We start from the raw sequence: 20,443 nt of genomic DNA on the forward strand, positions 1-20,443 counted from the left end.
TATAGCATCCGCTATAAATTATTCACAGGTCCGGCAGCACCTGGTCCGCCACGCCCCAGCCCTTGAGCGCCTTCGACGACGCCCGCTTGAGCAGCCGGTCGGCATCCTTGATCGTGAAGGCGCCCGCCTTGTCGAAATCGTCGAGCTCGTTCCAGGCCACCGGCGCCGCCACGGGCGCGTTCTCGCGCGCCCGCGCGCCATAGGGGACCACCGCGGTCGCGCCGCGCTGGTTGCGCAGATAGTCGATGAAGATGCGGCCGACCCGCTTCGCCTTGGCCATGGTCGCGACGAAGCGGTCGGGCTCGGCCTGCGCCATCGCCTCGGCGAAGCGATGGGCGAAGTCCTTGACCGCCGGCCACTCCGCCTCGGGCCGCAGCGGCACGACGACGTGCACGCCCTTGCCGCCCGACAGCATCGCGAAGCTGGTCAGGCCGATGTCGGACAGCAGCCGGCGAATGTCCTTCGCCGCCGTGCGAACGTCGGCGAAGTCGAGGCCGACATCGGGATCGAGATCGAAGATCATCCGGTCGGGCATCTCGATCCGCTCGACCCGCGAGCCCCAGCCATGGAACTCGATCGTCCCCATCTGGACGCAGGCGAGGATGCCGGCGACGTCGTCGACATAGAGATAATCCTCGGTCTTGCCGTCCTTCTCCCGGATCGGGACGTGGTGGACATGCTCGCCGAAGCTGCCCGAATCATGCTTCTGGAAGAAGCATTGCTTCGCCCGCCCCTGCGGACAGCGCACCAGGCTGACCGGGCGGTGGCCCAGCCAGGGCAGGATGATCGGACCGACCGCCTGATAATAGCGGGCGAGATCGCCCTTGGTCGCCTTCGCCTCGGGGAAGATCACCCGGTCGGGGTTGCTGATCTTCACCGGCGCTTCCTCGGGCCGGGCGGCTTCCTCGACGGGCATGGGCTTCTCCGCTGTCACCTCGGCGGCCTCCTTGTCGGATCGCAGCCCGATGAAGCTCGCCTGCCGCAATATCCCCTCATCCGTGAACTCGGCAAAGCCGATCTCGGCGACCAGGTCGGGCCGGACCCACGACGCGCCGCGCGCCTCGGCGCGGGGGACGTCGGCGGGCGGGGTCTTGCGGGCGCGGGCGACGAATTTCTCCGCCAGCATCTCCATCGTCGCGCGATCGAAGCCGGTGCCGACCTTGCCCGCATAGACCAGCCCGTCCTCGCCCTGCTGCGCGAGGAGCAGCGCGCGGAAGGGACGCGCGGCGGAGTCGCTCCGGCTCCAGCCGATGATGACGAACTCCTGCCGCCGGGTGCATTTGGTCTTCAGCCAGTTGGTCGTCCGCCCGGCGCGGTAGCGCGCGTCGGCGCGCTTCGAGATGATCCCCTCCTGCCCGGCGCGGCACATCGCGTCGAACAGCTTCTCGCCCGCGCCGACGACATGGTCGGCATAGTGGATCATCGGGTGGCTGCGGGGCAGCAGCCCGGCGAGCCGCGCCTTGCGCTCGACCGTGCCGAGCCCGGTGAGGTCGTCGCCGTCGAGCGAGGCAGGTCGAGGCGAACAGCTCGAAGCCCCCGCCCGCCCCCGCCCTCATCTTCGCCCTTGATCGCCTTTTGCAGCGCGGAGAAGCTGGGATTGCCGGCGCTGTCGAGGCTGACGATCTCCCCGTCGATCAGCGCCGGCGGCAGGCCGAGCGCGGCGACCGCCTCCGCCACCGGCGCGAACCGGTCGGTCCAGTCGAGGCCGGTGCGGGTGAAGATCTTCACCGCGCCCCCGGCGACCGCGACCAGGGCGCGATAGCCGTCGAACTTGATCTCGTGGATCCAGGCGCTGCCGGTGGGGACATGATCGACCAGCGTCGCGAGCTGCGGCTTGCGGAAGGCCGGCGGCCGCGTGGTCGAGGGCCTCTCCTTGGCCGGGCGCCGCGCCACCCGGGCATTATGCGCCTCCGACTTCGCCATGATCGCGTCGAACGCCTTGCCGCGCTTGCCCTTCAGGCTCGATTCGCCTGCCTTGTCGGCGGCGATCTGGGCCATGGTCCGCCCGGTCTTCACGCTGGTCAGCGCATGCGCGACGAGGTCGTCGCTGCCGCCCGCCTCGGCGTCGTCGATCTTGCGGAGCAGCCAGTTCTCGCGCTTCTCGCCCGGGCGGCCCTTGATCCGGACGAGCAGCCATTCGCCCTTCATCCGATGGCCGTCGAGGGTGAAGTGGAGATGGCCCTTGTCGAGGTCCCGCTCGCTCTTGCCCGCGATCGGCGCCCAGCTGCCCTCGTCCCACAGCATCACCGTGCCGCCGCCATATTCGCCTTCGGGAATGGTCCCCTCGAAACCGCCATAGGACACCGGATGGTCCTCGGTGCGGACCGCCAGCCGCTTGTCGTCGGGGTCGAGGCTGGGGCCGCGCGTCACCGCCCAGCTCTTTAGCACGCCGTCCATCTCCAGCCGGAAGTCATAGTGCAGCCGGGTCGCGTCGTGCTTCTGGACGATGAAGCGGTGGCGTCCGCGCGTCTCCAGGGTGCCGGCCGGCTCGCGCGTCTTCGCGAAGTCGCGCTTGCGGTTATATTCGTCGAGCCGGGCCATGGATCAGGCCCGCTTGCGGGCGGGCGCCTTGCGCGGCGGGACCGCCTTCCGCGCGGGCGCCGCCTTCGCGGCGCTCCCGCCCTCGACCGACCTCTTGAGCGCGGCCATCAGGTCGATGACGTTGCCCTTGCGCGCCGGAGCCTCCTCGACCTCCTCGATGACCTTCCTGCCCTTCCCCTTGCGCTTCTTCTCGATCAGCGCCTTGAGGGCATCGACATAGCGGTCGTGGAACTCGCTCGCATCGAAGCTGGCGCTCTTCTTGTCGATCAGCGTTTCGGCCAGGTCGAGCAGGTCGGCATCGGGCTTGCTGTCGGGGATGTCGCGGAAATAGCCCTGCGCCTTGCGCACCTCGTCGGCGTAGCGGAGCGTCTCCAGAACCATGCCGCGCCCGCAGGGCTTCAGGCTGACGACATATTCGCGCCCGCGCATCGCGAGCTGCCCCAGCCCGACCTTGCGGGTGCGGCGCAGCGCCTCGCGCAGCACGATGAACGCCTCCTCGGCCAGCTCGTCGGCGGGGACGACATAATAGGGCTTGTCGAAGTAGAGCACGTCGATCTCGTGCGAATCGACGAACTGGACCAGTTCCAGCGTACGCTTGCTCTCCAGCTTGACCGCGTCGATCTCGTCCTGTTCGAGCAGGACGTAATTGCCCTTCGACACCTCATAGCCCTTGACGATGTCGTCGGTATCGACCGGCCCGATACCGGGCACCACCTTCTCATATTTGATCCGCTTGCCCGACGGTTCGTGGATCTGGTGGAAGGCGACCTGCGCCCCGCTGCCGGTCGCGGGATAGATCTCGACCGGGATCGAGACGAGCGCGAGGCGGATCTGTCCCTGCCAATAGGCGCGCGCGGCCATGATGATTCCTCCTGCGCAACGGTGTGACCGATTCAAACCCCCAGCGCGGCGAACGTTCCTTGTCGGCGGCGGCGACAAGATTCTGTTTACCATGTCGCCCTATAACGGTCCGAATGGAGATGGCTCCGATAGGCAAGGACGCGCTCAAGCTCGAAACCGCGATCGGCGAGATCGCGCGCGGCTGCGGACGCTTCGCCATCGAATGCAGCGACGTCGGCGGCAACGTCGTCGAGGTCGGCGACAAGATCGTCGCCCAGGCCGACCTGCTCGACCAGCTTCGCGAGGCGGCGACCGGGCTGCGCGCCGAGCAGGAGCAAGTCACCGAGGCCGCCGCCGAAGCGCGCGAATTCGCCACCCAGGCGCGCGGCCATCTCGAAGCGTCCAAGCCCGTCGTCGACGGCGCGATCGAAACCTTCGCCGGCCTCACCGAACTGGTGCTGCGCCTCGGCCAGCGGATGGACAATCTGGAGGAGGCGCTGCGCCAGGTGCGGACCGTCGCCCAGTCGATCGACAGCATCGGCCGGCAGACCAACCTGCTCGCGCTCAACGCCACGCTGGAGGCCGCCCGCGCCGGCGAGGCGGGGCGCGGCTTCGCGGTCGTCGCGGGCGAGGTGAAGAAGCTCGCCTCGGACACCCGCAGCGCGACCGAGCGGATCGCCCGCACGATCGAGCGGCTCAACGAGGAAGCGCGCGGCATCGGCGGCGAGATCGAGGCCGGCGTCGCGAACGGCGGCGAGGCGCGCGCGAAGACCGCCGAGCTCGCCCATGTGCTGGGCGAGACGCTGGCCTTCGTCGACGCGCTCGACACCCGGTCGGGCAACATCGCCGAGGGGTCGCTCGCGATCCGCCGCAACGTCCAGGATTTCGAACTGGGGCTGACCAGCCTGTCGAACGAGGCCCAGGCCAACAGCCAGGCGCTGAGCGAGGCCCGGGACCGGCTGGGCAATCTGGAGCGCATCTCCAACGGCCTGCTCAACCTGGTGTCGAACGCCGGGGTCCCCACCGCCGACACGCCGTTCATCGAGACCGCGCGGCGGCTGATGCTCGACATAAGGCGGATCACCGAGGCGGCGATCGACGAGGGCCGACTGGCGATCGACGACGTGTTCGACCGCGATTATGTGCCCGTCGCAGGCAGCGACCCCGAGCAGTTCATGACCCGCTTCGTCGCCTTCGCCGACGCCCATGTCCGGCCGCTGCTCGACCGCATCGTCGAGGGCGACAGCCGCGTCCTCGCCACCGCGATCGTCGACGCCAACGGCTTCCTGCCGACCCATATCGGCAGCCGATCGCTGCCACAGGGCCCCGATCCGCTGTGGAACGCCGAGCATTGCCGCAACCGCCGCTTCTTCATGGACGAGCAGACCGCGCTCAACCTGAAGAGCGACGCGCCCTTCATCGTCGAGACCTATCGCCAGGACCTGGGCGGCGGACGCTATCGGCCGGTCAAGAGCATCTGCCTGCCCCTCCATGTGAAGGGCCGCCGCTGGGGCAATCTGGAATTCGCGTATTTGGATTAGCCTCTGGCGCCAGCGGTCGCATCCGCGACCTTGGCTATCCTCGCATAAGCTCGGGCGCGCGTTCGCGCTTGCGGAGCCCTGACGGCCTCCGTTTTTAGCGCTCCGTTTTTGCTCTTCCTCTTTACGTCACCCCGGCGGAGGCCGGGGTCTCGGGAGGCTTCTGGCTCGACCTCATCTCCTTCCCCTCACACGATCAGCTTCCTCAACGCTTCGATCGTATCGGCCTCCTCGGGGGGCTTGTCGCGGCGGATGCGGGCGATCCTCGGGAAGCGCATCGCCACGCCCGACTTGTGGCGCCGGCTGTCGTGGACGCTGTCGAAGGCCAGCTCGACCACCAAGGTCTTCTCCACCTCGCGCACCGGGCCGAAACGGTTGACCGTGTGGTTGCGGACGAAGCCGTCGAGCCATTTCAGCTCCTCGTCGGTGAAGCCCGAATAAGCCTTGGCGACGGGCAGCAGCTCGCCCTCCTCCGACCAGCAGCCGAAGGTATAGTCCGAATAGAAGCTCGACCGCTTCCCATGGCCGCGCTGGGCGTACATCATCACGCAATCGACGGTCAGCGGGTCGCGCTTCCACTTGTACCAGAGGCCGGTGCGGCGGCCGGCGACATAGGGGCTGTCGCGGCGCTTGAGCATCACCCCCTCGATCGCCGCGTCGCGGGCGCCGGCGCGCGTCTCGGCGAGCTCGTCGAAGTCGCGCGCGGCGATCACCGCCGACAGGTCGAAGCGCGTCGGATCGAGCCGCGCGGCAAAGGCTTCGAGCCGCGCGCGCCGCGCCTCCCACGGCAGCGCGCGCAGATCGTCGTCGCCGTCGATCAGCAGATCGTAGAGGCGGACGAAGGCGGGATAGTCGGCGAGCATCCTCGAAGAGACGTTCTTGCGCCCGAGCCGCTGCTGCAAGGCGTTGAACGAGGCGGCCGACCCGCCATGCTCGGCCGCGCCCTGCGCCTCGCCGCGCACCAGCATCTCGCCGTCGAGCACCGCGTCGATCCCGTCCGCGGCCGCGGCGATGTCGGGAAAGGTCGCGGTGATGTCGTCGCCCGCGCGGCTGTACAGCCGCACCGCCTGGCCGGTGCCGACGATCTGGACGCGGATGCCGTCCCATTTCCATTCGGCGGCATAGTCGGCGAGGTCGAGCGTCTCCGCCTCCAGCGGATGGGCGAGCATGAACGGCCGGAAGAAGGGCGTGCCGCGCGGATCGGGCCGTTCGCCGCCCAGCCCCCAGGCGAACAGCTCGGCATAGGGGGGCCGCAGCGCGTGCCACACCTCCTCGACCGCGTCGACGTCGAGGCCGAAGGCCTGGGCGAAACCGGTCTTGGCGAGCCGCGCCGAGATGCCGACCCGCAAGCCCCCGGTCGCGAGCTTGAGCAGGGCGAAGCGGCCGCTCGCGTCGAGATGGTCGAGCATCTCGCCCAGCGCGGCCGGCGCCTCGGCCCGGCCGAGCCGCATCAGCCGATCGACCACCGCCGCGAGACCGAGCGAGCCGTCGTCGATCTCGGCGGGCTGGTCGATCCGCTTGGGCCAGATCAGCGCGACCGTCTCGGCGAGGTCCCCGACATAGTCGCGGCTCATCAGGAACAGCAGCGGATCGACCCGTTCGGCGACGATCGCCTGGATCGCCGAGGCCTTGACCGCCGGCAGGTCGAGATCGCCGGTCAGCGCCGCCAGCGCCCAGCCCCGGTCGGGATCGGGCGCCCTGCGCAGATAATCGGCGATCAGCGCCAGCTTCGCATTGCGCGAGCGGGTGTAGACGAGGCCGTCGAGGAGCTGGGAGAAGGCGTGCATCGACTAGGTCTTTTCCCTCCCTTCGAGGAAGGGGTGATGACGACACCCCGCCATCACCCCTCGTCCTCATCCTCATAGCCGACCAGCGCGAGGGCGCGGGCCTGCATCTGGTGGAGGCCGCACCAGTGGACCAGCGCTTCCTCCCGCCCATGCGTCACCCAGATCTCCGACGGGGCGACCTCGCGGATCGTCGCGGTCAGCTCGTCCCAGTCGGCATGGTCGGAGATGACGAGCGGCAGCTCGACATTCTTCTGCCGCGCGCGCTGGCGCACGCGCATCCAGCCCGAGGCCATCGCCGTGATCGGATCGGGCAGCCGCCGCGACCAGCGGTCGTTGAGCGCCGACGGCGGGCACAGCACCACCTTGCCGCGCAGCTGCTCGGCCGAGGCCGCCGTCGCCGGGACGAGCTCGCCCAGCTCGACCCCGAAGTCGCGATAGAGGTCGCACATCCGTTCGAGCGCGCCGTGGATGTAGATCGGATCGGCATGGCCGTGCGCGCGCAGCTCGGCGATCACCCGCTGCGCCTTGCCCAGCGCATAGGCGCCGACCAGCACGCAGCGCTCCGGCGCGGCATGGAGCGCGCCGAGCAGCCGGTCGATCTCCTGCCCGATCGGCGGATGGCGGAACACCGGCAGGCCGAAGGTCGCCTCGGTGACGAGGACGTCGCACGGCACCGGCTCGAACGGCGCGCAGGTCGGATCGTCGCGGCGCTTGTAGTCGCCCGTCACCACCACCCGCTCGCCAGCATGTTCGAGCAGGATCTGCGCCGATCCCAGCACATGGCCGGCAGGGACATAGCTGATGTTCACCGGGCCCAGCGAGACGGTCTCGCCATAGGCGACGGGGATGCCCGCGATGTCGCCATAGCGCAGCGCCATGATCGCCAGCGTCTCGGGCGTCGCCCAGCTCGTGCCGTGGCCGCCGCGCGCATGATCGGCATGGCCGTGGGTGACCAGCGCGCGTTCGACCGGGACCGAGGGATCGATCCACGCATCGGCGGGACGCACATAGATGCCCTTGGGCGATGCTTCGATCCAGCGAGCGGCCATGACGAAAGAGACGATAGGCGCCGCCGCCAGTTCCGTCGACCACTGCGAAAGTGCTGTAAACGCCCGTATATAGCCCGTTTTTGGTGACATGGCGATCGGAGACGCTATGATGTTACCCATCGTAACATCCTGAGGTCGACTCCATGGCCTACTCCATCAAAGTCAACGGCACCGATCGCAGCGTCGACGTCGACGAGGACACCCCGCTGCTCTGGGTGATCCGCGACGATCTCGGCCTCACCGGAACCAAGTTCGGCTGCGGCGTCGCGATGTGCGGCGCCTGCACGGTCCACATGGACGGCCAGCCGCTGCGCTCCTGCGCGATGCCGGTCTCCGGCGTGACCGGCGAGATCACCACGATCGAGGCGGTCGAGGGAGCCGAGGCCAAGGCGGTGCAGGACGCCTGGGTGGCGCACGACGTGCCCCAGTGCGGCTATTGCCAGTCGGGCCAGGTGATGAGCGCGGTCGCCCTGCTCCGCGAGAATCCGAAGCCCAGCGACAACGACATCGACCTGGCGATGAACGGCAATCTCTGCCGCTGCGCCACCTATGTCCGCATCCGCACCGCGATCCATTCCGCGGCCAAGACCCTGGCGGCGGCATGACCATGGGCGCGCAGCACACCACCCTCTCCCGCCAGCCCCTCTCCCGCCGTGACGCGCTCAAGGGCGCGGGCGCGCTCGTCATCGGCCTGAGCCTGCCGTTCGGAGCGGGCAAGGCGCTGGCGCAGGCCAAGGGCCCGGCCCCGGTCGATCCCAACGCCTTCATCCGCATCGGCGCGGACGACGTCGTGACGGTGATCGTCAAGCATACCGAGATGGGCCAGGGCCCCTATACCGGCCTCGCCACCATCGCCGCCGAGGAGCTCGACGCCGACTGGGCGCAGATGCGGGTCCAGAGCGCCCCCGCCAACGTCGCGATCTACGCCAACACCCTGCTCGGCGCGCAGCTCACCGGCGGCTCGACCGCGATCGCCAACAGCTTCGACCAGCTCCGCCGCGCCGGCGCGATGGCGCGGGCGATGCTGGTCCAGGCCGCCGCCGCCGAATGGAAGGTGCCGGCCGCCGACATCGCGGTGGACAAGGGCGTCATCAGCCACAAGGCGAGCGGCCGTTCGGCCGGCTTCGGCAAATTCGCCGCGGCGGCGGCCAAGCTGCCGGCCCCGAAGCAGGTCAGGCTCAAGGACCCGTCGGCCTTCACCCTGATCGGCAAGGACCAGTCGGGCCGCCGCGTCGACAGCGCCGACAAGTCGACCGGCCGCGCCAAGTTCACCATCGACATGACCGCGCCGGACATGCTGACCGTCCTGGTCGCGCGCAGCCCGCGCTTCGGCGGGACGGTGAAGAGCTTCGACGCCGCCGAGACGCTGAAGGTCAAGGGCGTCGTCGCCGTCCGCCAGATATCGAGCGGGGTCGCCGTCTATGCGCGCGGCATGTGGCCCGCGATCAAGGGCCGCAAGGCGCTCAAGGTCGCCTGGGACGACAGCAAGGCCGAGATGCGCGGCACCGACGAGATGATCGCCGCCTATCTCGAGCAGACGCGGAAACCCGGCCGCGTCCACCGCGCGAGCGGCGACGTCGACAAGGCGCTGGCCGCCGGCGGCGAGGTGATCGAGGCGGACTATGCCTTCCCCTATCTCGCCCATGCGCCGATGGAGCCGCTCGACGGCTTCATGGTCTGGGACGGCACCACCGCCCGCGCGCGCTTCGGATCGCAGGGACAGACGATCGACCAGGGCGCGATCGCCAGGGTGTTCGGCATCCCGATGGAGAAGGTCGAGATCGAGACGCTGCTCGCCGGCGGCAGCTTCGGCCGCCGCGCCCAGGCGACCGCGCACCTCGCCGCCGAGCTGGCCGAAGTCGCCAAGGCGATGCCGGTCGGCACCCCGGTCAAGCTGGTGTGGACGCGCGAGGACGACATCCACGGCGGCTATTACCGCCCGCTGTTCGTCCACCGCTTCCGCGGCGCGGTGAAGGACGGCCGGATCACCGCCTGGTCGAACACGATGATGGGCCAGTCGTTCATGATCGGATCGCCGTTCGAATCCTTCGCCGTCAAGGACGGCATCGATTCGATCATGAGCGAGGGCGCCGCCGAGCTGCTCTACGACATCGCCGACTTCCGCTGCGACGTCCATGTCGCCCAGTCGCCGGTGCCGACATTGTGGTGGCGGTCGGTCGGCCACACCCATACCGGCTATGCCGTCGAATGCTTCGTCGACCAGCTCCTGAAGGTGGCGGGGCAGGACCCGGTCGCCGGGCGGCTGGCGATGATGGGCAAGGCGCCGCGCGCCGCGGGCGCGCTCAAGGCGGTCGCCGAGCTGGCGCAGTGGAAGGGGCCGCAGGCGGCGAACGGCCGCGCCCGCGGCGTCGCGGTGGTCGAGAGCTTCAACACGTTCGTCGCGCAGATCGCCGAGGTCTCGGTCGGCGCCGACGGCGAGCCGCGCGTCCACAAGGTGTGGGCCGCGGTCGACTGCGGCATCGCGGTGAACCCCGACATCATCCGCGCCCAGGTCGAGGGCGGGATCGGCTATGCGCTGGGCCACGCCCTCTATGCCGAGGTGCCGCTGGTCGAGGGCGTTCCCGCCGTCTCCAACTTCAACGACTATCGATCGCTGAGGATCAACGAGATGCCCGAAATCGAGGTCGTCGTCGTCCCGTCGGCCGAGCCCCCCACCGGGATCGGCGAGCCGGGGGTTCCCCCGCTCGCCCCCGCCGTCGCCAACGCGCTCGCCGCGCTCGGCGGCAAGCGTCCGGCCCGCCTGCCGATGGTGCGGGCATGATCGCCCGGCTGTCGATCGTCGCGGCCCTCGCCGCGCTGGCCGTCGCCGGGGCGGGGATCGCCGCCGGCAAGGAAGCAGCGACGCCGATGGCGACCAGCCTGCGCCCGCTGTCCGACTTCGCCGGGATCAAGGACCGCAAGGCCCGCTCGCTCGCGCTGTTCGCCGAGGTCGGCAAGGTGATCCAGCATCCGCGCTGCACCAACTGCCACCCGGCCGGCCAGCGGCCGACCCAGACCGACGCGATGCGGCCGCACATGCCGCTGGTCGTGCGCGGCGACGGCGGCATGGGCGCGGCCGGCATGCGCTGCATGACCTGCCATCATGGCGAGAATTTCGAGCCGGCGGGCGTGCCCGGCAACCCGAAATGGCAGCTCGCGCCGGAGGAGATGGCCTGGGCCGGCAAGTCGCTCGGGGCGATCTGCGCGCAGATCAAGGACAGCAACCGCAACGGCGGCCGCAGCATGGCCGAACTCGTCCACCACATGGCCGAGGACGAACTGGTCGGCTGGGGCTGGCATCCCGGCGGCAAGCGCACCCCCGCGCCCGGCGGCACCCAGGCCGAGTTCGGGGCGCTGTTCAAGGCCTGGGCGGATTCGGGCACCTATTGCCCGAGCTGAGAGGCATCCTCCCCCCATCCGTCATCCTGGCTTTCGCCAGGATGACGGATGGATTTACGCCTCCGCGCGATAGGTGGCGAGGTCGGCGCCGACCTTGCCCGAACGGGCGTTCTCCTCGCGCTGGCGGGCGGCGGCCTCGTCATAGAGGAAGGGCAGATAGGCGTAGCGCTTGCCGCGCGTGACCGGCGTCGCCTCGTGCAGCAGCGAGCAGGAGAAGACCACCGCGCCGCCGGTCGGAGCGCGGTAGCGGCGCTGGCCGAATTCGGGGAAGATCAGGTCGCCGCCCTCATAGTCGCCGGCATTGAGGTTGATCGTGCAGGCGAAGCGGCGATGGGCGGTGCCGCCCGTGGTGTTGTCGCGATGCGCCTGGAAGAAGCCGCTGTCGCCGCTGTCGTAGCAGGCGATCATGTACCGCTCGATGCGGCTGGCGCGGAACTGGAAGACGCGCTCGATCTGCGGCACCAGGAAGCGGGAGAGCCGGGCCCTGACCTGCTCGCGCAGGACGTCGTCGTCGTCGAGATAATAGTCGCTCCGCCGCTTGACCGACGAATCCATCACCCCCACCGTCCGGCCGTCGACCTCGCGCATGAAGCCCGAGGGACTGCCGCCGTGCCGCTCGTAGAGGTCGATCAGGCGGCGGCAGAAGGCCGGATCGAAGATGTTCGGCGCGACCAGCACCGGCGCGGGCAGGTCCGGCGCGGGCCCGGCCAGCAGGGCGCGCAAGCTGTCGAGCAGCTTCGGTCCGGCGCCGATGCCGGCGCGGCCGAGGACGCGCAGCATCGGATCGCAGAGCAGCCAGTGCGGCCGCGTCCGCCCGTCGGGATCGACCGCCCGGAACCGCCGCGCGATCGACCGGTCATGGTCGAGGAACCAGCGGATGCCGGGCATCCGATGGGCGATGCGGCCCTGGGCCGCATCGTCGGGATCGTCGCTTATCCCGAAGAAGCAGGCGCTCCGGTCGTCGAACAGGTCACGCTGCGCCGCCAGCGCGGCAAGCGCCGCCTGGGCCTGCGCCGTGCCCGCGCTGCCGAGGAACAGCAGCACGACATGGCGGCCGGCGATGCTGTCGAACTGGAAGCGGGGCCGGTCGAGCGTCGGCGCAGCGAACCAGGGCGCCGGGTCCCCCGGCATCAGAAATCCGGTCATCGTGCGGGCGGGTTCCGATCAGACCGCTTCGTCGACGAAATTCTCGGCCACCGTGTCGATCGTCTCGGGCTCCTCGGGGCCGGTGATCGCGTAGGACATCTCGCCCTCGCGCCAATAGGCGACCGATGCGCCCTCGTGCCGCACGGCGGTCGGCGCCATGGGCGCGTCGCTCGGGGCCCGGACGGCGAACAGCGACAGCTTCTTGGCATTGGGCGTCCGCACCATGAGCTGCAACGCCGGCCCCTCCTTCGACGGGAATATCTGCGCGTCGGTCACGACCCACTGGGCCGGCAGCCGCGGCACGCGGATCTGGGTGTTGCGCTGGACCTCGCCCGCGTCGAAGCGCGGCGTCTCGACCTGCGAGACCATCGCCTCGCGCAGCAGGCCGGTGCGATAGGCCGCGACGGCGTCGCCGACATAAGCGGGCGGACCGGCCTGGACGTCGCGCCCAGGCAGCACCACGATCGCGATCAGCGCCGCCGCCGCAAGCCCCTGCATCGCCCGGCCGCCCCACAGGTTGCGGAAGCTGCGCGGCGCCCCGTCGCCCAGCCGGGCCGACAGCCGGGCGGCGGCGGACAGCATCTCCGGCGGCGCGTCGCCGAGGTCGGTCGCCAGCAGGCGCAGCGAGGTTCGAAGGCGCAAATCCTCCATGAAGACATGGGCGGCCTCCGGATCGGCGGCGAGATGGCTCTCCACCTCGAGCCGGCGGCCAAGATCGAGCTCGCCGTCCAGATAGGCCTGGATCTCGGCTTCGGTGACGGGTTCAGGATGCATCCTTGCCTCCAACGATATGCAGGCGGGTCGCTTCGGCGGCCTGGGGTTCGCGCAACGCGGCGCGCGCGCGGTGCAGCCGCGACATGACCGTGCCGACCGGCACGCCGAGGGTCGTCGCGGCCTCGTGATAGCTCAGCCCCTGGACGCTGATCAGGCTGATGACGGCGCGGTGCTCCTCGGGCAGCGCCTCGAAGCGCGCCGCGATCTCGCGCAGGAACACCGCCTGCTCCTGCCCGCCATGCGCGACCAGCCCCTCGCTGAGCTGGCTGAGCCTGGCGTTGCGCCGCTGCTCGCTGCCCTCGCGCCGCTTCTGGTCGATGAACAGATTGTGGAGGATCGACAGCAGCCAGGACCGCAGCGCCCGATCGGGCCGATAGGTCGACGCCCGTTCATAGGCGCGCAGCAACGCTTCCTGGACGAGGTCGTCGGCCGCGACCGCGTCCCTGGTCAACGCGCGCGCATAGCCGCGCAATCGCGGCAATTCGCGCTCGATCTCATGGCTGCTCCATCCGCTCATGCCCCAGATACGAGCCGGCGGGGGGATTATTCCAACCCTTTGTCGGGGCCCTTGTCGAGCGCGCGGGAGCCGAGGAAATCGGCGAGGGCGACGCCGGCCACGACGCCGAGCGCGAGCAGCGCCATCTTGCGGCGCGGATTGGCGGGCGCGGCGATATAGGCGAGCGCCGCCAGGTCGAAGGCGTCGCCCGCCAGCCGCCACCGCACCGGCGCCGCGCTCCCCGGCGCGAGCAGGCCGGCGACGCCGGTCGCCACCTCGCGCGCGCCGGCGATCCGGAACAGCCGCCCGCCCATCTCCGCCCCGGCGCCGATGCCGTGGCCGAGGCGCCGCCCCAGCGCGATGTCGGCGATGCCGAACGCCAGGCTCGCCGCGCCGATCGCCCGGCCTATCGTTTCAGGCTTCATCATCCTCCCCTCGGTCTCCCCCATATCAACGCGGCCGGAGGCCGAAGGCTCCGGATAGGGTCTAGCCGCCCGGCGATTCGCCCGCTATCGGCGGCGCATGACCCAGCCCACCGAGATCACGCCCGAAATCGTCGCCGAGCACGGCCTGTCGCCCGAGGAATATGAGCGCATCCTGCGTGCGCTCGGCCGGACGCCGAACCTGACCGAGCTCGGCATCTTCTCGGTGATGTGGTCCGAGCATTGCAGCTACAAGTCGAGCCGCATCCACCTGAAGAAGCTGCCGACCACCGGCCCGCAGGTGATCTGCGGCCCGGGCGAGAATGCCGGCGTCGTCGACATCGGCGACGGCCAGGCCGCCATCTTCAAGATGGAGAGCCACAACCACCCGTCCTATATCGAGCCCTATCAGGGCGCGGCGACCGGCGTCGGCGGCATCCTGCGCGACGTCTTCACCATGGGCGCGCGGCCGGTGGCGAACATGAACGCGCTGCGCTTCGGCCGGCCCGACCATCCCAAGATGCGCCACCTGATCGCCGGCGTCGTCCACGGCATCGGCGGCTACGGCAATTGCGTCGGCGTCCCGACGGTCGGCGGCGAGGTCAATTTCCACGCCGCCTATGACGGCAACATCCTCGTCAACGCGATGACGGTGGGCGTCGCCGAAACCAACAAGATCTTCTATTCGGCCGCCTCGGGCGTCGGCAACCCGATCGTCTATGTAGGCTCGAAGACCGGCCGCGACGGCATCCACGGCGCGACCATGGCCTCGGCCGACTTCTCCGAGGATTCGGAGGAGAAGCGCCCGACCGTGCAGGTCGGCGACCCGTTCACCGAGAAGCTGCTGATCGAGGCCTGCCTCGAGCTGATGGCGACCGATGTCATCGTCGCGATCCAGGACATGGGCGCGGCCGGCCTCACCTCCTCCTCGGTCGAGATGGCGTCGAAGGGCGGCGTCGGCATCGAGCTGGACATGAACGCCGTCCCCTGCCGCGAGACCGGCATGACGCCCTATGAGATGATGCTGTCGGAATCGCAGGAGCGTATGCTGATGGTCCTCAAGCCGGGCCGCGAGGCCGAGGCCGAGGCGATCTTCCGCAAGTGGGAACTCGACTTCGCCGTGATCGGCAGGGTCACCGACACCGGCCGCATGGTGCTGCGCTTCGACGGCGAGACGGTGTGCGACATCCCGCTCGGCCCGCTCGCCGACGAGGCGCCGCTCTACGACCGCCCCTGGGTGCCGACCGCCCCGCGCGAGCCGCTCGGCGCGGTCGCGGCCAAGGGATCGATCGGCGACAACCTGGTCGCGCTGATGGCCTCGCCCGACCTCGCCAGCCGCCGCTGGATCTGGGAGCAATATGACCACATGGTCGGCGCCGACACCGTCCAGCGCCCCGGCGGCGACGCCGCGGTGGTCCGCGTCCACGGGACGAAGAAGGGCATCGCGATCAGCACCGACTGCACCCCGCGCTACGTCTTCGCCGATCCGGTCGAGGGCGGCGCGCAGGCGATCGCCGAATGCTGGCGCAACATCACCGCGGTCGGCGCCAAGCCGCTCGCGACCACCGACTGCATGAACTTCGGCAACCCGCAGCGGCCCGAGATCATGGGCCAGTTCGTCGGCGCGATCGAGGGCATGGCCAAGGCCTGCGCGGCGCTCGACTTCCCGATCGTGTCGGGCAATGTCAGCCTCTACAACGAGACCAAGAACGACGACGGGTCGGGCAGCGCGATCCTGCCGACCCCGGCGATCGGCGGCATCGGCCTGCTCGCCGACATCGATGCGATGGCGACGATCGCCTTCAAGGCGGCCGACGAGCACATCCTGCTGATCGGCGAGGACGGCGCGCATCTCGGCCAGTCGCTGTGGCTGCGCCACGTCGCCGGCCGCGAAGACGGCCCCCCGCCGCCGGTCGACCTGGAACTGGAGAAGCGCAACGGCGACTTCGTCCGCGAGCTGATCCTGGCCGGGCGGGTCACGGCGGTCCACGACGTCTCGGACGGCGGCCTGCTGGTCGCGCTCGCCGAGATGGCGCTGGCCGGCGGCATCGGCGCGCATGTCGACGATCTCGACCATGGCCGCGCCTTCGGCGAGGACCAGGCGCGCTACGTCGTGACCACCGCCAATTCGGACGCGATCCTGGCCGCCGCGCTGACCGCCGGCGTCACCGCCCGCCGCCTCGGCACCACCGGCGGCGAGACCCTCGCTGGCGTCCCCCTGCACAAGCTGCGCGACGCGCATGAAGGCTTCTTCCCGACCTTGATGGGCTGACGAAAAAATCCTCCCCAAGCGGAGCTTGGGAAGGGGGACCATGCGCAGCATGGTGGAGGGGTATCCGACGCTGCCAAGCCCGACGACCCGCGCCAGAGCCCGCCAGCTTCGCCGCGAGATGAGCCTGCCCGAGGTCCTCCTCTGGCGGTTGCTGCGAAACAAGGGCGTCGGTTTCCGCTTCCGGCGGCAGCATCCTGTGGGTCCCTATATTCTCGATTTCTACTGCCCCGAGCTTCGGCTCGCCGTCGAGGTCGACGGGATCGGGCATGACATGGGCGACCGGCCGGAGCGCGACAAAGCGCGCCGAGCGTGGCTGGCGGAGCAGTGGATCGATATCGTCAGCGTTCCGGCGGCGGAGGTGTTGCGGGACGTGGCGGCGGTGGCGGATGCGATCCGTCGCATCTGTCTGGAGCGCGGATGACCCCTCCACCACCCTACGGGTGGTCCCCCTCCCCATGCACAGCATGGGGAGGATTTGCTTAGCCCGCCGCGCTACGGACCATCCTTTGCGGGGCCATCTGGTCGGCCTCGATCGGCTCGTCGAAGGCGACGCCGATGCGGTCCTCGTCGGCCCAGCGGATCACGCCGTCGACCGGCCCGCCATTGCCGAGGTCGAGGGTGACCGCCTCGCCGGGGCGGAACGGGATGGCGCATTCGATCATCGCCCCCGATCGCGACAGGTTGCGGATGCGGGCCGGCTCGACGCCGCGCGCGCTGCGCACCGTCGCCGAGCGCAGCACCGCGACCCGGGGATCGCGGGTCACGAGCAGGCCCGGCATGGCGAGCTTGCCCGATCCGGCGACCCGCGCGCGCGCCTCGTCGGACAGCATCGGCCGGCCGAAGATATAGCCCTGGATGTGGCTGCAGCCGAGCGAGCGGATCAGCGCCAGTTCGTCGGGCGTCTCCGCCCCCTCGGCGGTCGTCTCCATCTCCAGGCTCTCGGCGAGCGCCACGATCGCACGGATGATCGCCGCGTTGCGGTTGCCGGGAACCGCCGCGCCGCGCACGAAGCTCTGGTCGATCTTGATCTTGTTGAACGGCGCCTTCTTCAGATAGCCGAGCGACGAATAGCCGGTGCCGAAATCGTCGAGCGCGAAGCGGACGCCGATCGCCTTGAGCCGGGCGAACATCGCATCGGTCGCGGCATCGTCGTTGAGGAACACGCCCTCGGTGATCTCCAGCTCCAGCCGGTGCGGCGGCAGCTGCGCGGCCGCGAGCGCCGACAGGACGATCCCGGGCAGCGACGGATTGGCGAACTGGATCGGCGAGATGTTGACGGCGACCCGCACCGGATCGGGCCAGTTCGCCGCCTCCAGGCAGGCGGTGCGCAGCACCCATTCGCCGATCTGCGGGATCAGGCCGATCTCCTCGGCCACCGGGATGAAATCCGAAGGAGAGACGGCGCCCCGCGTCGGATGGTCCCAGCGGACCAGCGCCTCGAAGCAGACGATCGCCTCGCTCCCGGCATCGACGACCGGCTGGTAGACGAGGTGGAGCCCGCTCTCGCTCATCACCCCGCGCAGGTCCATTTCGAGCAGGCGCCGGTCCTTGGCGCTGGCGTGCATCTCCGGCTCGTAGAAGCGGTGGACGCCCTTGCCGTCGGCCTTGGCCGCGTAGAGGGCGAGATCGGCGTTGCGGACCAGCGCGTCGGCGGTGGCACCGTCGTCGGGCGCGATGGCGATGCCGACCGAGGCGCCGATCGAGACGTGCGCCCCGTCGATCAGATAGGGCTGGGACAGCTGCTGGATGATCGCCGAGGCGAGCGTGGCGAGGCGGTTCCGTTCGACGATGCCGGGCAGGACGACGTTGAACTCGTCGCCGCCGAGCCGCCCGACCTGCCCGTCCTGCTGGACGACGCGCTGAAGCCGCACGGCGACCTGACGCAGCAGGGCGTCGCCGACCGGATGGCCGAGCGTGTCGTTGACCATCTTGAAGCGGTCGAGGTCGAGCATGAACAGCGCCGCGCGCTTGGGCCGGCCGGCGATGTCGCGCAGCGATTCGTCGAGGGTGCGGCGCATCAGGATACGGTTGGGCAGGCCGGTCAGCGAATCATAGCTGGCGAGGCGCTTCACCTCCGCCTCGGACCGGCGCATCTCGGTCAGGTCGGTGCCGCTGCCGCGAAAGCCCAGGAAATTGCCATATTCGTCGAAGGCCGGGCGGCCGGACAGCGACCACCAGCGCACGTCGTCGTCGCCCGCCGCGCGCACCGCGATCTCGGAGAAGGCGAGCCGGGTCGCGAGGTGGAAGCCCAGCGTCCGCTCGCCCGCGCCCGAACCGGCGCCGTCGCCCGCCTCGTGCAGCACCAGCCCGGTCATCGGCGTGCCGAGCAGCCGATCGGCGGCGAGGCCGAGCGCCGCCGCGATCTGCGGCGATATATAGCTGATCAGGCCGCGATCGTCGGTTTCCCAGAACCAGCCGCGCCCGCTCTCCTCGAACTCGCCGAGCAGCAGCGACGCCTTCAGCGCCACGGCGGCGCGGGCCAGCCAGCGGCGCGACGCGACATAGCTGCGCTCCGATATGCCGCCGAGCATGACGACCGCGACGGCGAGCAGCGGGACCAGCAGGGCCAGCACCGCCCAGGGGCCGAGCGCGACGGTGGCCGCGATCGCCAGGCAGAGCCACAGCGCCAGCACGGCGGTCGGCACCGGCGCGAAGACCAGCGTGGTGACGACCAGCAGCCCGCCATGCGCGACCGCCGCGAGCGCCCAGCGCGACGGCGCGAGGCCGGTCGCCGAGGCAAGCAGCCAGACCGACCAGCCGAACCCCTGGACCAGCCCGAGCAGCGCGACGAAGCCGTGCATCCGTTCGGGGGCGGTGGCCCCCTTCCCGCGCCGCGCGACCAGCCGGATCGCCCCGCCCGCCACGAGCATCGCCAGCAGCGGCGCGGCGATCATCCAGAAGCCGGCGCCGCCCAAAGCAGGGCGGCCCAGCAGCCAGAGGCCGGCGGCGACGATCAGGTCGGCGAGCAGCAGCAGCGGCAGGGCGTCGAGCGCCATGCGCACGCGGTTGGCGACCGATTGCCGGTCGTGCGCGTCGCCGCGCGGGAAAAGGCCGCGCAGGAAGCGCAGGCGCCCCGCATCGGCGCCATCCTCGCCGTCACCGCGCCCTTCGATCGCGAAGGCCGATCTTCCGCGTACCCGCCGCATCCGGCGCTTCTCCCTCGATCCCGCACGGACCGCGGAGACCCACCCCCGCGCCCGTCGAGTCGAGGTCTATCCCAGGCTGCTTAATTTCGTTTGAACTTCGCCGTCGACCACGCTGGCGCGGAGCAGCCAGCGGCGGTCGCCCTCGAGGCCGAGCGCGGTCAGCGTGCCGCTGCGATAGGCGCCGGTGTCGATGCCCATCCGATTCGCCTGGATGTCGGGCTCGGTCGAGATCGAGTGGCCATGGACGATGAAGGCGCCATGATCGCCCTTGTGATCGAGGAACTCCTGCCGGATCCAGCGCATGTCCTTCGGGTCCTGCTCCTCGAGCGGGACGCCGGGGCGGACCCCGGCATGGACCAGCACATAGTCGCCGAAGCGGATCGCATCGGGCAGGCCGTCGAGGAACTGGCGATGGCGCTCGGGAATATAGCGGCGCAGCGTCTCGGCCGGCGGCAGTTCCTCCCCCAGCGTCGCGACCGGGACCCCGTAGCTGGCCAGCGTCTCGTATCCGCCGAACTTCAGCCAGAGGTTCTGGCTCTGGTCGTCCATGGGATCGAGCGCGCGCAGCATCGCCTCCTCATGGTTGCCCATGAGGATGTGGAAGGTCGCGAAAGCGGGCAGGCCGCTGATCGCATATTCCACGGTTTCCGCCGAATATGGCCCGCGATCGACGAGGTCTCCGAGCAGCACGACATGGTTGTCGGCCTCCGCCCGGGCGGCGATGTCGTCGCGGATATGGGCGAGCAGCGGCAGCAGCAGATCGAGCCGGCCATGGACGTCGCCGACCGCATAGACGCGCTGCCCCGCCGGCACCTGCGGACGATGGGCATCGGCCCGCCGCGCGGTCAGCGTGTTCATCCGCTGCCGCCATCCGCGGTCTCCGCCCTGGTCGGTTCCTGGCTGGTTCAAAGCAACATCTCCACCACCGCGAATATGGCGACGGGCCGCCGGATTGGCAATGCGAGCGGCCGAAACGGCAAGGTTGGGTTAAGCCGGCTACGTCATGCTGACCGTCCCACAAGGCCGTTCGTCA

At 70.0% G+C, this 20,443-nt stretch carries 15 protein-coding genes and 1 pseudogene; 6 read left to right on the top strand and 10 right to left on the bottom strand.

Annotated features, from left to right (window positions below):
• Positions 1 to 22 precede the first annotated feature (22 nt).
• Both ligD and ku read right to left on the bottom strand, forming a co-directional pair.
• Positions 23 to 2,541, bottom strand: a pseudogene (gene ligD, locus HRJ34_RS11835) (DNA ligase D).
• A 3-nt stretch (positions 2,542 to 2,544) separates the two neighbouring features.
• Positions 2,545 to 3,402, bottom strand: coding sequence for a non-homologous end joining protein Ku (gene ku, locus HRJ34_RS11840; RefSeq protein WP_208634191.1), 858 nt, complete (start codon positions 3,400 to 3,402; stop codon positions 2,545 to 2,547).
• Positions 3,403 to 3,521: 119 nt separating this feature from the next.
• On the opposite strand from ku, the gene HRJ34_RS11845 reads away from it, so the two are divergent.
• Positions 3,522 to 4,922 (top strand): methyl-accepting chemotaxis protein, encoded by a 1,401-nt coding sequence (locus HRJ34_RS11845; RefSeq protein ID WP_226949168.1) that lies wholly within the window; start codon positions 3,522 to 3,524, stop codon positions 4,920 to 4,922.
• 185 nt (positions 4,923 to 5,107) lie between these two features.
• On the opposite strand, the gene HRJ34_RS11850 is transcribed toward HRJ34_RS11845, so the two are convergent.
• Together HRJ34_RS11850 and HRJ34_RS11855 are read right to left on the bottom strand one after the other, a co-directional pair.
• Positions 5,108 to 6,706: a cisplatin damage response ATP-dependent DNA ligase gene (locus tag HRJ34_RS11850; protein ID WP_208634192.1), complete on the bottom strand. Its 1,599-nt coding sequence runs from the start codon at positions 6,704 to 6,706 to the stop codon at positions 5,108 to 5,110.
• Between the two features lie 53 nt (positions 6,707 to 6,759).
• Positions 6,760 to 7,755, bottom strand: coding sequence for a ligase-associated DNA damage response exonuclease (locus HRJ34_RS11855; RefSeq protein ID WP_037507217.1), 996 nt, complete (start codon positions 7,753 to 7,755; stop codon positions 6,760 to 6,762).
• A gap of 143 nt (positions 7,756 to 7,898) precedes the next feature.
• Here HRJ34_RS11855 and HRJ34_RS11860 point away from each other — a divergent pair, with 143 nt between their 5' ends.
• From HRJ34_RS11860 to HRJ34_RS11870, 3 genes are read left to right on the top strand one after another with little or no spacing between them, the layout of a single operon-like run.
• On the top strand, positions 7,899 to 8,360 hold the full coding sequence (locus HRJ34_RS11860; RefSeq protein WP_208634193.1) for a (2Fe-2S)-binding protein: 462 nt from the start codon (positions 7,899 to 7,901) through the stop codon (positions 8,358 to 8,360).
• Positions 8,357 to 10,537 carry a xanthine dehydrogenase family protein molybdopterin-binding subunit gene (locus HRJ34_RS11865; protein WP_208634194.1) on the top strand — a complete coding sequence of 727 codons (2,181 nt, stop codon included), beginning with the start codon at positions 8,357 to 8,359 and terminating at the stop codon, positions 10,535 to 10,537. Before HRJ34_RS11860 ends, HRJ34_RS11865 begins: the two co-directional genes overlap by 4 nt.
• A complete protein-coding gene (locus HRJ34_RS11870) occupies positions 10,534 to 11,154 on the top strand; it encodes an Isoquinoline 1-oxidoreductase subunit (RefSeq protein WP_208634195.1) in 621 nt (206 codons plus the stop codon). The genes HRJ34_RS11865 and HRJ34_RS11870 overlap by 4 nt, the downstream gene beginning before the upstream one ends.
• 54 nt (positions 11,155 to 11,208) lie before the next feature.
• Here HRJ34_RS11870 and HRJ34_RS11875 read toward each other — a convergent pair whose 3' ends face one another.
• The 4 genes from HRJ34_RS11875 to HRJ34_RS11890 are packed head-to-tail and all read right to left on the bottom strand — an operon-like array spanning position 11,209 to position 13,995.
• Positions 11,209 to 12,300 (bottom strand): 2OG-Fe(II) oxygenase family protein, encoded by a 1,092-nt coding sequence (locus HRJ34_RS11875; RefSeq protein WP_012050158.1) that lies wholly within the window; start codon positions 12,298 to 12,300, stop codon positions 11,209 to 11,211.
• Between the two features lie 18 nt (positions 12,301 to 12,318).
• Positions 12,319 to 13,074, bottom strand: a complete 756-nt coding sequence (locus HRJ34_RS11880; RefSeq protein WP_012050157.1) for an anti-sigma factor family protein — start codon at positions 13,072 to 13,074, stop codon at positions 12,319 to 12,321.
• On the bottom strand, positions 13,064 to 13,591 hold the full coding sequence (locus HRJ34_RS11885) for a sigma-70 family RNA polymerase sigma factor (protein WP_012050156.1): 528 nt from the start codon (positions 13,589 to 13,591) through the stop codon (positions 13,064 to 13,066). Before HRJ34_RS11885 ends, HRJ34_RS11880 begins: the two co-directional genes overlap by 11 nt.
• 26 nt (positions 13,592 to 13,617) lie before the next feature.
• Positions 13,618 to 13,995 carry a hypothetical protein gene (locus HRJ34_RS11890; protein ID WP_152523561.1) on the bottom strand — a complete coding sequence of 126 codons (378 nt, stop codon included), beginning with the start codon at positions 13,993 to 13,995 and terminating at the stop codon, positions 13,618 to 13,620.
• Between the two features lie 97 nt (positions 13,996 to 14,092).
• Between HRJ34_RS11890 and purL the strand changes: the two genes are divergently transcribed.
• Together purL and HRJ34_RS11900 are read left to right on the top strand one after the other, a co-directional pair.
• Entirely contained in the window at positions 14,093 to 16,264 is a 2,172-nt protein-coding gene (gene purL, locus HRJ34_RS11895; protein WP_030092682.1) for a phosphoribosylformylglycinamidine synthase subunit PurL, read from the top strand.
• A 40-nt stretch (positions 16,265 to 16,304) separates the two neighbouring features.
• The gene (locus tag HRJ34_RS11900; protein ID WP_208634196.1) at positions 16,305 to 16,685 is read left to right on the top strand and encodes an endonuclease domain-containing protein; all 381 of its coding nucleotides are present in this window, start codon (positions 16,305 to 16,307) and stop codon (positions 16,683 to 16,685) included.
• 58 nt (positions 16,686 to 16,743) lie between these two features.
• On the opposite strand, the gene HRJ34_RS11905 is transcribed toward HRJ34_RS11900, so the two are convergent.
• Together HRJ34_RS11905 and HRJ34_RS11910 are read right to left on the bottom strand one after the other, a co-directional pair.
• Positions 16,744 to 19,410: an EAL domain-containing protein gene (locus tag HRJ34_RS11905; RefSeq protein WP_208634197.1), complete on the bottom strand. Its 2,667-nt coding sequence runs from the start codon at positions 19,408 to 19,410 to the stop codon at positions 16,744 to 16,746.
• A gap of 66 nt (positions 19,411 to 19,476) precedes the next feature.
• Positions 19,477 to 20,268 (bottom strand): metallophosphoesterase family protein, encoded by a 792-nt coding sequence (locus tag HRJ34_RS11910; protein ID WP_037506411.1) that lies wholly within the window; start codon positions 20,266 to 20,268, stop codon positions 19,477 to 19,479.
• Positions 20,269 to 20,443: the final 175 nt, after the last annotated feature.

Source organism: Rhizorhabdus wittichii (assembly GCF_017607425.1).
Classification (GTDB): Bacteria; Pseudomonadota; Alphaproteobacteria; order Sphingomonadales; family Sphingomonadaceae; genus Rhizorhabdus; species Rhizorhabdus wittichii.